Raw genomic sequence first — 11238 nt, forward strand, 5'->3', positions numbered from 1 at the left:
GCATCGGCCGCCACGTATCGCATGTCGCAGCAGGTCACCAGATCGACCGCGCCGCCGATGCAGGCTCCCTGAATTGCCGCCAGCACCGGCTTGCGGCAGCGCTCGACGCTCGACAGACAATCCTGCAGATCGAGGATCAGGCGCCGCAGAGCCTCGCGGCTGCGCGCCGGGTCGGTTTGCGCAACCGCCTGAGCAACCCCGGCGAGCATCGCGAGGTCGATCCCGGCACAGAAATTGCGGCCGGCACCGCCCAGAATCGCAACGCGCACCTGAGGCGTCGCGTCCACCCAGTTGAAGGCGCTGCGCAGCTCCTGCCACATTGCCTCGTTGAGGGCGTTGGACCGTTCCGGACGCTGCAACCGAATCTCGGCCACGCCCTCGTTCAATTCGACACTCATCGTCGTCAGTTGTGGAATGGCAATACTCAAGTCGTCCTCCTCAAGGTCCGTTGTCTGGCGCCGCCGGCCGGGCGCCCGCGCAGTTTAGTCGATCTCGCTGGCCCTGCACCGCCCGGCAAATGCGCGACAATGGAGCCTTCGCCTCCGGCCCCCGATCCTCGGCATCCACGACATGAGCCAGCTCGCCGCCAGCCGCCTCCCCGCCCTGCCCTACATTGCGCCGCCAGACAGCGGCATCGAGATCGTCCACCTCGATTCGGCGCTGCTCCTGGTAAACAAGCCGGCCGGGCTGCTTGCGGTACCCGGTCGCGGTGCCGAAAAGCAGGATTGCCTGGCGCGGCGCGTGCAGGCCGCACATCCGTCGGCCTTGATCGTCCATCGTCTGGACATGCACACCTCCGGTCTGCTCTTGTTTGCCTTCGGCAAGGAGATGCAGCGGCAACTCAGCATCCACTTCGCGCAACGGCGCATCGACAAGCGCTATGTGGCGGTGGTCGCAGGCCAGCCGGTCGCGGCGAGCGGCACGATCGACCTGCCGCTCGCCGCCGACTGGCCGCGGCGGCCACGGCAGAAGGTCGACCGGCTGGCCGGCAAACCCGCGCGGACACGCTATCAGGTGCTGCAGCATGATGCCGCCGCCGACACCACGCGCCTGGCACTGTGGCCGGAAACCGGCCGCACGCACCAGTTGCGCCTGCACCTGCAGGCCATTGGCCACCCGATCATCGGCGACCTGCTCTACGGCGGCGGGGCGACGCCGGGCCAGCCGCAACGCCTGCTGCTGCACGCCGAACACCTGGCTCTCGTCCATCCCGCGAGCGGCCAGACCATGCGTTTCAGCTCGGCAGCGCCGTTCTAGCCGGCGGCCCGTGCAGCAGCGCGGCACCCGCCCACAGGCAGCGATCGCCCGGCTATACTGCGCGTCTCTCCCGCCCCTTGAACACCAGGCTGTCAGCCGCCGAGGACTCCGCCAGCATGAGCTTTTCGACCCACCCCCTCTGGCTGGTCGGCTTCCGACCCTTCTTCGCCCTCGCCTGCCTTGCCGGCCTCGGTCTGCCGGTAATCTGGGCGCTGATTTTCTCCGGAACGATCGAAACGCCAGCGGCACCGTTCACGCCCGGTCAGTGGCACGCGCACGAAATGTTCTTCGGCTTCGGCTGGGCGGTGATGGGCGGCTTCCTGCTCACCTCGACCAAGAACTGGGTGAAAATCCGCGGCTACCACGGCCCGGCGTTGATCGTCCTCGTCGCCGCCTGGCTGCTCGAACGCGCCGGCATGTGGTTTGCCGGCCAGTTGCCGCCGGCCTTGTTCCGCCTGTCGAGCAACCTCTTCCTCGGCACCATCGTCGTCATGCTGCTGTGGACGCTGATCCGGCATCACCATGCCGACACCTTCCGCGACAACTACTTCTTTCTCGTCATCCTGCCGCTGTTCCTGGTCGCCAAGCACCTGCTCATCGACCCCGAGCAGTTTGCCACCGGCGCCATGATGACCCTGGCCCTGTTCCGCGTCGCCTTCCTGGTGATGCTCGAAAGAACCGTCACCCAGTTCATGAAGAACGCCCTGCAGGCCGACATCCTGCGCCAGCCGGCGCTCGACACGGCGATCAAGCTGCTCGCCCTGCTACTGGTTGCCACCAGCCTGCTGCCGACCCCCGTCTCGCCCTGGGTCGCCCTGCTGCTCGCCTTGCTGCTCGCACTCCGCTTCGTTTTCTGGAAGCCGCAACTGGCACTATGCCGCCTCGACATCGGCATCATGTATCTCGGCTACCTGGCGATCGTCGCGCAACTGCTGCTGCAGTTCGTCGAACAGCTTGCACAGCCGGCCTGGCTGGGTTCGCTGACCACCCATGTGTTCACCTTTGGCGCCATGGGTCTGATCATTCCCGCCATGCTGATCCGTATCGCCAAGGGCCACACCGGGCGCCAGGTCCAGTTCGACCGCCTCGACAGGAGCGTCCTGTGGATCATGATCGCCGGCTTCTTCATCCGCATCATCCTGCCGCAGATCGACCCGACGGACTACCCGCGCTGGATCGGCCTCGCTGCAACCTGCTGGTTTGCCTGCTTCGCCCTCCTCGGCTGGCGCTACATCCCTTACCTGCTGCGGCCGCGGGTGGACGGCAAGGAGCACTGAATATACGCCACAGCGGCGACAGCGAGCGGGCTCTCCCCCGGCTATCCGTTCGAGAGTCACCGTTGGAACGGCGGTTCGCCGAGCAATTCGACGTGAAACGCCGCTCGACGCTAGGTCCACCTGAGACGCAGCAGCAGAACGACTGCCGCCCCCCACAGCGCCACCGGCAGCCACTCGAACAGGGCTGCGAGCTCGGCTCCACCCGCAGCGGCCAGACCCAGGCGCGACAGCGCCGCCACCGCCAGGGTCGCCATCAGCGCCCCGGTATTGCGACCGGTCTGCCGCGGGTAGCCGCGCTCGCATGCGACGCCGATCGAGGCACAGAGGATGCAGCCCCAGAAAACTCCGGCGGCAAACTGGCTGGATAGCAGCAGCGGCAACCCGCCGGCCATCGCCGCCGCGCTCAGGGCGAGTGCCCCCGCCACAGACGCCAGTTGCAGCACGGGCAGTGCGCCGCGGGCGCGGACCAAGCGATCGACCAGCAGCAGGCCGGCACTGAAACCGACCCAGAAGACCGGCATCAGCCAGGGCAGCAGCGCCGGATCGGCCAGACGCTTGAACTGCGCCACCGAGTTGATCGCCGTATGCACCTGCTGGCCGAAGGCGAGCAACAGGGCGATCAGCAACAGTTGCCACCAGACCGCGCGCCGTGCCGGGTCGGCTGACGGCACGGTGGGTGCAGCGACAACGACTGGCGTGGCGGGCTGTGCGCGCTCGACCCAGACCAGGGCCAGCGCCGAGCCGCCAACCGCCAGCGCACTGAGCACGAAGGGCCAGGCCGGGTCGACCCCCTTGAGGACGATCGCCAGGTAAGGTGCCAGCGCTGCTGCTGCGGCCAGACCGAGCAACTGGATGCCGGCCAGCCGCGGCATCGCCGCACGGGCAGCGTAGCGCGAGAGGAGAACATAGGGTGGCGCGCGCAGCGCCGCCGAGGTGGCGACCCACAAGGCGGTCGCCAGCAGGAAGAGGGGCGGCGTCGCCGCCAGCCAGGGGAGCAACAACAGGGCCACGGCCGACACCGTCGCAAGCAGCGCGAGTAGCGGGCCGATCCGCCGCAGCGCCGCCCGCGCGCGGTCCACCGCCACGCCGACCGACCAGTCGGCAAGCGCGAACAACAACTGGTCGGCGGCCAGCAGCCACGGCAGATAACGCTTATCCACCCCGCCGCGCGCCAGCAGCTCGGGCAGAAAGAGGATGTAGACCACCCAGCTCAACGAGAAGAACAACTCGACGCCGGCCAGCAGCCAGGCGGCACGACCATCGCAAATGGGCAGTGCGGGGTTCATGGCCATAATCGTGGCAGCAAAGGCCACTGCCACGCAAGACTGGCACAGACAGACTGCGCTTCGGCCGGCCAGCAGCAGGGCTGCCTCTGGCTGGCCCGCGCCCCGCCGGACTGCCCGCTCAGCAGCGGGTGCCGGCCGTTTCAGAGACGACCAGCTCGCCGCCTGCAGCACGCCGCGGCGGTGCGGCGAGCAACCCGGCGATCATCGTGTCGACCAGCGCCGGGGCGGCAACCGCGAGGTCGAAAGCCTCCGGATGCATCAGCCAGAGCTGGATCACGCCATGGAAGAATGCCTGCAGCAGGTGTGCCGCGAGGTTGCTGTCGGTCTCCGCCGGCAGCCTGCCCTGCTCGACCGCACGGGCGACGATGCGTTCGACGGCACACACGCACTGGCGGTCCATCTCGTCAGCCTGCGGCGCCCCGTCGATACCATGGTTCAGGCGTTCCGACTTGCAGAGCACGATTTCGAGAACCGCCCGCGTACGCGGGTTGGACGCGATTTCGCACAGGCCCTGTACCAACACCTGGCGCAGCGTGACGATGGCGTCGTCGCCGTCACCCGCCGCCGCCTGTTCGAGCCGTGTCTGCATCGGCAGGGTAGCCCGGCTGCACATGGCCGCGAACAGCTCCGCCTTGTTCCGGAAATGCCAGTAAACGGCGCCACGGGTGACGCCGGCGGCGCTCGCCACGTCACCCAGCGTGGCGCGCGTCACACCGCTGGCGCGGAACACCCGTTCTGCCGCGTCGAGCAGCACTTCGCGGGTTTCCAGTGCCTCGTCCTTCGTCCTTCTCACCATTTTTCCGATCCACCGTAACCGCCAGCAACGAATTTCTCGCTCGACGCATTTACAAACATTCCTGAATGTACGTAAAATTCGCCGTTTCTGCAAGTCGGGCTGCCTGGCAGCCCGACTTGCTGCTTCGAGGAACCAACAATGCCTGTCTCCCCTGTCCGCCCTGCGGCCAATTCTCTCCTCCATCTGGTCGTCGCCGGCGCAGTACTGGCGGGTTGCGGCCAACAGGCACCGAACGGCATGGGCGGCTTCCCGCCCCCCGAGGTGACGACGGTCGGCGTACAACCGGCCGCCTACCCGGTGAGTTTCGAATATGTCGGGCAGACCGCCGGCTCGAAGGATGCCGAAGTACGGGCACGGGTCACCGGCATCGTCGAAAAGCGGCTCTATCAGGAAGGCGCCGCGGTGCGTGCCGGGCAACCGCTGTTCCTGCTCGACGCCAGGCCTTTCGAGGCGCAACTGGCCTCGGCCGAAGCCGAACTGGCGCGCGCCCGCGCCCAGAAGACGCAGGCCGACCGCGAAGCGGCACGCCTCAAGCCGCTCGCCGAGCGCAAGGCGATCGGTCAGAAGGAGGCGGACGATGCCGCTTCCGCCGCCGATTTCGCCAGCGCGGCGATCAAGGCGGCACAAGCGAAGGTCACCGAGGCCAGGCTCAATCTCGCCTACACGCGTGTCGTCGCGCCGATCAGCGGCCTGTCGAGCCGCGCCCAGCAGTCGGAAGGCAGCCTGGCCAACGCCAATACCACGCTGCTCACCACCGTGTCGCAGGTCGATCCGATCTGGGTGCTGTTCAACGTCTCCGACGGCGAGCAGTTGCGACTGAACAAGGCGATGGCCGACGGGCGCCTGGCACTGCCGCACAACGATGCCTTCGCGGTCTCGCTGAAACTCTCCGACGGGTCGACCTTTCCGCGCAGCGGCCACATCAACTTCGCCGACACGCGGGTCAATCCACAGACCGGCACCTTCGAGATGCGTGCCGAGATTGCCAACGGCGACCTCGCCCTGAAGCCTGGCCAGTTCGTCCGCGTCACGCTGAAGGGGGCGCAACGCCAGGGTGCGCTGGCCGTGCCGCAGGTGGCGGTGCTCGAGGGGCCGCAAGGCAAGTTCGTCTATGTCCTCGGCAAGGACAAGGACGGTCAGGAAATCGCCGCACCGCGACCGGTCGTGGTCGGTGACTGGTCGGAAAGCGGGGGCGTCAACCTCTGGATCATCGAATCCGGGCTGGCCGCCGGCGACCAGGTGATCGTTGACGGTCTGGCGCGCATCATGATGCCGAACACTCCGGTGCGCGTCAGACCGCCGCGGCCGGCAAGCGAACCTGCCGGCTCGTCGCCGGCCGCCACGGCCGGCGACGCTACGCAACGATAGGCGGAGCATCCCCCATGTTCTCCCGCTTCTTCATCGACCGCCCGATCTTCGCCATCGTCGTTTCGGTACTGCTGGTCGTCGCCGGTCTGGCGGCGATGCGTGCGCTGCCGATCGCCCAGTACCCCGAAATCGCACCGCCGGTCGTCACCGTGCAGGCGAGCTACCCCGGCGCCTCGGCCGAGGTGATCGAATCGACCGTCGCCGCACCACTCGAAAACGCCATCAACGGCCTCTCCGGCATGATCTACATGTCGTCGAATTCGTCATCGAACGGCGTCGTGCAGATCCAGGTGACCTTCGACATCGGCAGCGACATCGACATCGCCGCGGTGAACGTCAGCAACCGCGTCAAGCAGGTCGAATCCCGTCTACCGCTCGAAGTGCGCCGCCAGGGAGTGACCGTCGAGCCCGGCTCGTCGGCCTTCCTGCAGGTGCTCGCCTTCTCTTCACCGGACAGCCGCTACGACGACCTGTTCACCTCGAACTACGTGACGCTGAACGTGCTCGACCGCCTGAAGCGGCTGCCGGGAACGACCAACGTGCAGATCTTCGGCGCCAAGGACTACGCCATGCGCATCTGGCTGAAACCGGACCGCCTGGCGCAGCTCAAGCTGACGCCGGGCGACGTGGCGCGCGCCATCAACGAGCAGAACGCGCAGTTCGCCGCCGGCAAGGTCGGTCAGGCACCGATCGGCAAGGGCCAGGATCTGGTGTACACGGTGACTTCGAAGGGACGCCTCAGCGACCCGGCGCAGTTCAGCACGATCATCGTACGCGCCAACCCGGACGGCTCGGCCGTCCGCCTCGCCGACGTCGCACGCGTCGAACTCGGCTCGCGCGACTACGAATTCAACGGCCGCTACAACGGCCGGCCGGCAACCCTGGTTGGCATCTTCCTCGCCCCGGGCGCCAACGCGCTCGACGTCGCCAGGAGCGTGACGGACACCGTCGACGAGTTGCAACAGCGCTTTCCCGAGGGCCTCACCTACACCGTACCCTATGACACGACGCGCTTCGTCCGGGTGTCGATCGAGGAAGTCCTGAAAACGCTCGGCGAAGCGATGCTGCTGGTCTTCCTGGTGGTCTACCTCTTTCTGCAGAGCTGGCGGGCGGCGATCATCCCCTTTGCCGCGGTACCGGTGTCGCTGCTCGGCACCTTCGCCGGCATCTACGCACTCGGCTACTCGATCAACACGCTGACCCTGTTCGGTATGGTGCTGGCCATCGGCATCGTCGTCGACGACGCCATCGTCGTGCTCGAGAACGTCGAGCGGATCATGCGTGAGGAGGGTCTGTCGCCGCGCGACGCGGCGGTCAAGGCGATGCACGAGGTGAGCGGCCCGATTATCGCCATCGTCCTGACCCTGACCGCGGTCTTCGTGCCGATCGCCTTCCTCGGCGGGCTGACCGGCGAGCTCTACCGCCAGTTCGCAGTGACCATCTCGATCTCCGTGGTACTCTCCGGCATCGTCGCGCTGACCCTGTCGCCAGCGCTCTGCGTGATCATGCTGCAGCACGGCCAGCGCGCGCCGAACCGTTTCTTCCGCTGGTTCAATCGCTGCTTCCTGCGCATCACCGGGCGCTACGTCGACGGCGTCGTCTGGGTGATCCGCCGGGCGGCGCTCGTGCTCACCGTCTACCTCTGCATGGTGGCGGTCACCGCTTTCCTCTGGCGGGCAACACCGGGCAGCCTGGTACCCGACGAGGACCAGGGCTTCTACATCAGCGCCGTCATCCTGCCCGACGGCGCGACGCTGGAACGTACGACGCGTGTCGTCGAGCAGGTCGAAGCAGCGGTGCGCAGCAACCCGGACAACCAGGACGTCGTCGCCTTCGCCGGCTTCGACTTCATCGGCGGCGGCTTCCGTAACAACGCCGCAACCCTGTTCATCACGCAGAAGCCCTGGCACGAGCGCAGCACCACCGCGCAGCAACTGGTCGGCGAGCTGTTCATGAAAACCGCAGGCATCCGGGAAGCGCTGGTGCTCGCCTTCAATCCGCCGGCGATCTTCGGCCTGGGAACGGCCGGTGGCTACGAGTTCTTCATCCAGAACCGCGGCGACGGGGGATCGAAACGCCTGCAGGAAGTGCTGCAGCAGTTTCTCGCCCGCGCCAACGGCGACCCGCAACTCGGCGGCGCGCAGACCCTGTGGCGGGCGACCGTGCCGCAATTGTTCGTCGACGTCGACCGCGAGAAAGCAAAGCAGGCGGCGGTATCGATCGACGAGGTCTTTGCCGCGCTGTCATCCACGTTCGGCACCTACTACGTCAACGACTTCAACAAGTACGGCCGCACCTGGCAGGTGCTGATGTCGGCCGAACCCGAGTACCGCAAGCGCCCGGACGACATCCAGGGCCTCTACGTGCGCTCCGGGAAGGGCGACATGCTGCCGCTCGCTGCGCTGGTCACGGTCAGGCATTCCTCGGGCCCGGATTCGCTCGACCGTTTCAACAACCTGCCGGCGGTCAAGATCATCGGCCAGACGGCACCGGGAATCAGCTCCGGTCAGGGTATCGCGCGCGTCGAGGCAATTGCGCGCGAGGTGCTGCCGCCCGATTTCAGTTTCGACTGGGGTGGCTCGTCCTACCAGGAGAAGAAATCCAGTGGCGCTTCGATCTTCGCCCTCGGACTGGCGGTGGTGATGGTCTTCCTGATCCTCGCGGCGCTCTACGAGAAGTGGTCGCTGCCGCTCTCGGTACTGCTCGCGCTGCCTTTCGGCACCTTCGGCGCGCTGGTCGCGATCTGGGCCAAGAACCTGCTCGGCCCGTTTTTCGGTGCGGCGCCGCTGACCAACGACGTCTATTTCCAGATCGGTCTGGTGACGCTGCTCGGCCTGGCCGCCAAGAACGCCATCCTGATCGTCGAGTACGCGGTGCTCAAGCACGCCGAAGGTCTGTCAGCGTCGGCCTCGGCGATCGAAGCGGCGCGCCTGCGCTTCCGGCCGATCCTGATGACCTCGCTGGCCTTCATCCTCGGCGTCCTGCCGCTCGCCATCTCGACCGGCGCCGGTGCCGGCGCACGCCATTCGGTGGGCACCGGGGTGATGGGCGGCATGATCGCCGCGACGCTGCTCGCCGTATTTCACGTGCCCCTCTTCTTCAAGGTGCTCTACGATCGGCGCATCCGCGAAAGGCGCTCGCATGACGAACTGCTCGACGAGGTGCGACACCTGCATCAGGACCCGCATGTTGTGCCGCCAACCCCCGTAACGCAGTCGACAAGCCAGGGAGGCAGCCATGCGTGAACACCAACGGCGACGCTGCACCCTGGCGCTGATGGGCGCGGCGGCACTGGTCCTCGTCGCCTGCCAGACGACCCCGAGCGCGCCTCCGCTGCTCGACCTCCCGCCGGCAACGGCGACCAGCGAACCGGGTCTCGAGCGCTGGTGGACCCGCTTCGACGATCCGGCCCTGAGCACCCTGGTAGACGAAGCGCTCGCCCACAACCTCGACCTGCAGGCGGCGATGGCACGCGTCGACCTGGCGCGCGCCAACGTCCTGCTGGCGCAATCCTACCTCTACCCAAGCGCCAACCTCGGTGTCGATGCCAGCCGCAACCGCATGACACTGGTCGGTTCACAACCGCTGCCCGCCAACTTCAACCCGACCAACAATGACTACCTGGCCGGCCTGCGCGCCTCGTATGAAGTCGACCTCTGGGGACGCTATCGCCAGGGCGCGGCGGCGGCGCGCAGCGAGCTGCTGGCCACCGAGTATGCCCGCCAGACGGTGCGCACGGCAGTCGCCGCGGAAACCGCACGCGCCTACTTCGGCCTGCTCGCCGCCGACGCCGAACTCGCCCTGCTGCGCGACACCCTGCAGGCGCGCGACGCAACGGTCGCCCTGCAGACCGATCTCTACCACGCAGGCATCATCGGCGATTACGACCTGCAGCGGGCGCAGGCCGAACGCGCCGCCGTGGTCGCCAACCTGGCCACCGCCGAGCGCGCGGTCGGCACCTACGAGTCGGCTCTGGCAGCGATTCTCGGACGTTCGCCACGTGCCGTGTTCGACCCGCAGATCGCGCGCGAGGTGACGCAGGGACGCCTGCTCACAGTCCCGGACGTGCCGGCGGGCCTGCCCTCCGACATGCTCGAACGACGGCCCGACGTGAAACAGGTCGCAGCCCAGCTCGCCGCCGCCAGCCTGCGCATCGATGCGGCGCGTGCGCAGTATTTTCCGTCGCTGTCGCTGACCGCCTCCTACGGTTCGGAATCGGCGGCTCTCGCCAACCTCTTTTCCGGCCCGGCACTGGCCTGGGGCATCGGCGCCTCGCTGTTGCAGCCGCTGATCGGCCTGAAGGCGATCGAGGCCAACGTCCAGGCCGAAACGGCCCGCCGCGAGGCAGCCTTGGTGAACTACGTGCAGACCGTGCAGACAGCCTTTCGCGAGACACGCGACGCGCTGCTCGCCAACCGCACGACGCGCGACGCGCTCGCCGCACAGAGCGAGCGGGTGAAGAAGCTGGCGACCTCGCTCGAACTTGCCGAACTGCGCTACCGTTCCGGCTACTCGGGTTACCTCGACGTCCTTGATGCGCAGCGTCAGCTCCTGCAGGCGCAGACCCTGCAGATTCTCGCCGCGCGCGACGTGCGCCTTGCGCTGATCGACCTCGCCAGGGCGATGGGGGGTGGCTGGGATTATCAGGCGGGGATGGCGACGCGCCAGGCGGAGCGCGATCTGTTGTTCTAGGGCGTGTCATCAATTGAGCCAGATGGCGGTTGAGCTTCCCTGGATTTCTCGTCTGCCGAAGGGCGCGGGTGTCATGCTGGTAGATTCTCCTGAGGGTGCTGCCTGATCCAGTTCTCCAGAAACTGAACAGGTGATCGGTAGCCGAGGGTCGAGTGCAGCCGTTTCCGGTTGGAGAAGACCTCGATGTACTCAAAGCTGGCCGCCTTCATGTCGGCATGGCTGGCGTAGGGAACGCCGTGCACCTGCTCGTTCCTGAAACGGTTGAACCCGCTCCCGGTCGGCGCGTTGTGCCGGGCTTCGCCCGCTCACCTGACGGCTCGCGAAACGGCGCTTCGCTTGTTTTTCCGACCATTGCCTTTCCGGCTCATCGAGCAGGTCATGCCGTAGGCCTTGAGCTTGTCCTGAAAGGTCTGGCTGTCGTACTGGCTGCCTCGGTCGGAGTGAGGCAACCGCCCCGCTGCCGGTCGCTTCCCGAACCAGGCCATGCTCAGCGCATCGGTCACGATATCCGCCGTACTGCGCGGCAATCTTGCGTACTTCACACCACCGCCCTTGCGCAGGT

General features: G+C 67.1%; 8 protein-coding genes and 1 pseudogene. 5 read left to right on the forward strand and 4 right to left on the reverse strand.

Annotation, left to right across the window (positions count from 1 at the left end):
- On the reverse strand, positions 1-428 hold a 428-nt coding region (locus JNK99_RS05550), incomplete at its 3' end, for an enoyl-CoA hydratase-related protein (protein WP_291849830.1).
- A gap of 142 nt (positions 429-570) precedes the next feature.
- Between JNK99_RS05550 and JNK99_RS05555 the strand changes: the two genes are divergently transcribed.
- Complete coding sequence (locus JNK99_RS05555; RefSeq protein WP_291849833.1) at positions 571-1257, forward strand: RluA family pseudouridine synthase; 687 nt, start codon at positions 571-573, stop codon at positions 1255-1257.
- A gap of 116 nt (positions 1258-1373) precedes the next feature.
- The gene (locus tag JNK99_RS05560) at positions 1374-2534 is read left to right on the forward strand and encodes an NnrS family protein (protein ID WP_291849837.1); all 1161 of its coding nucleotides are present in this window, start codon (positions 1374-1376) and stop codon (positions 2532-2534) included.
- Positions 2535-2644: 110 nt separating this feature from the next.
- Here JNK99_RS05560 and JNK99_RS05565 read toward each other — a convergent pair whose 3' ends face one another.
- Together JNK99_RS05565 and JNK99_RS05570 are read right to left on the reverse strand one after the other, a co-directional pair.
- Positions 2645-3820: an MFS transporter gene (locus JNK99_RS05565; protein ID WP_291849840.1), complete on the reverse strand. Its 1176-nt coding sequence runs from the start codon at positions 3818-3820 to the stop codon at positions 2645-2647.
- A gap of 118 nt (positions 3821-3938) precedes the next feature.
- Positions 3939-4616, reverse strand: a complete 678-nt coding sequence (locus JNK99_RS05570) for a TetR family transcriptional regulator (RefSeq protein WP_291849843.1) — start codon at positions 4614-4616, stop codon at positions 3939-3941.
- 138 nt (positions 4617-4754) lie between these two features.
- Between JNK99_RS05570 and JNK99_RS05575 the strand changes: the two genes are divergently transcribed.
- The 3 genes from JNK99_RS05575 to JNK99_RS05585 are packed head-to-tail and all read left to right on the forward strand — an operon-like array spanning position 4755 to position 10676.
- Positions 4755-5984, forward strand: coding sequence for an efflux RND transporter periplasmic adaptor subunit (locus JNK99_RS05575; RefSeq protein WP_291849846.1), 1230 nt, complete (start codon positions 4755-4757; stop codon positions 5982-5984).
- Positions 5985-5998: 14 nt separating this feature from the next.
- Entirely contained in the window at positions 5999-9229 is a 3231-nt protein-coding gene (locus JNK99_RS05580; RefSeq protein ID WP_291849849.1) for a multidrug efflux RND transporter permease subunit, read from the forward strand.
- Positions 9222-10676 (forward strand): efflux transporter outer membrane subunit, encoded by a 1455-nt coding sequence (locus tag JNK99_RS05585; RefSeq protein ID WP_291849852.1) that lies wholly within the window; start codon positions 9222-9224, stop codon positions 10674-10676. The genes JNK99_RS05580 and JNK99_RS05585 overlap by 8 nt, the downstream gene beginning before the upstream one ends.
- Before the next feature lie 71 nt (positions 10677-10747).
- On the opposite strand, the pseudogene JNK99_RS05590 reads toward JNK99_RS05585, so the two are convergent.
- Positions 10748-11238, reverse strand: a pseudogene (locus JNK99_RS05590) (IS3 family transposase); the annotation flags it as partial.

The organism is Accumulibacter sp. (genome assembly GCF_016789985.1).
Taxonomy (GTDB): Bacteria; Pseudomonadota; Gammaproteobacteria; order Burkholderiales; family Rhodocyclaceae; genus Accumulibacter.

Coding starts and splice junctions, on each gene's coding strand:
- JNK99_RS05555 (WP_291849833.1), top strand. CDS start 571: ATGAGCCAGCTCGCCGCCAGCCGCCTCCCCGCCCTGCCCTACATTGCG.
- JNK99_RS05560 (WP_291849837.1), top strand. CDS start 1,374: ATGAGCTTTTCGACCCACCCCCTCTGGCTGGTCGGCTTCCGACCCTTC.
- JNK99_RS05565 (WP_291849840.1), bottom strand. CDS start 3,820: ATGAACCCCGCACTGCCCATTTGCGATGGTCGTGCCGCCTGGCTGCTG.
- JNK99_RS05570 (WP_291849843.1), bottom strand. CDS start 4,616: ATGGTGAGAAGGACGAAGGACGAGGCACTGGAAACCCGCGAAGTGCTG.
- JNK99_RS05575 (WP_291849846.1), top strand. CDS start 4,755: ATGCCTGTCTCCCCTGTCCGCCCTGCGGCCAATTCTCTCCTCCATCTG.
- JNK99_RS05580 (WP_291849849.1), top strand. CDS start 5,999: ATGTTCTCCCGCTTCTTCATCGACCGCCCGATCTTCGCCATCGTCGTT.
- JNK99_RS05585 (WP_291849852.1), top strand. CDS start 9,222: ATGCGTGAACACCAACGGCGACGCTGCACCCTGGCGCTGATGGGCGCG.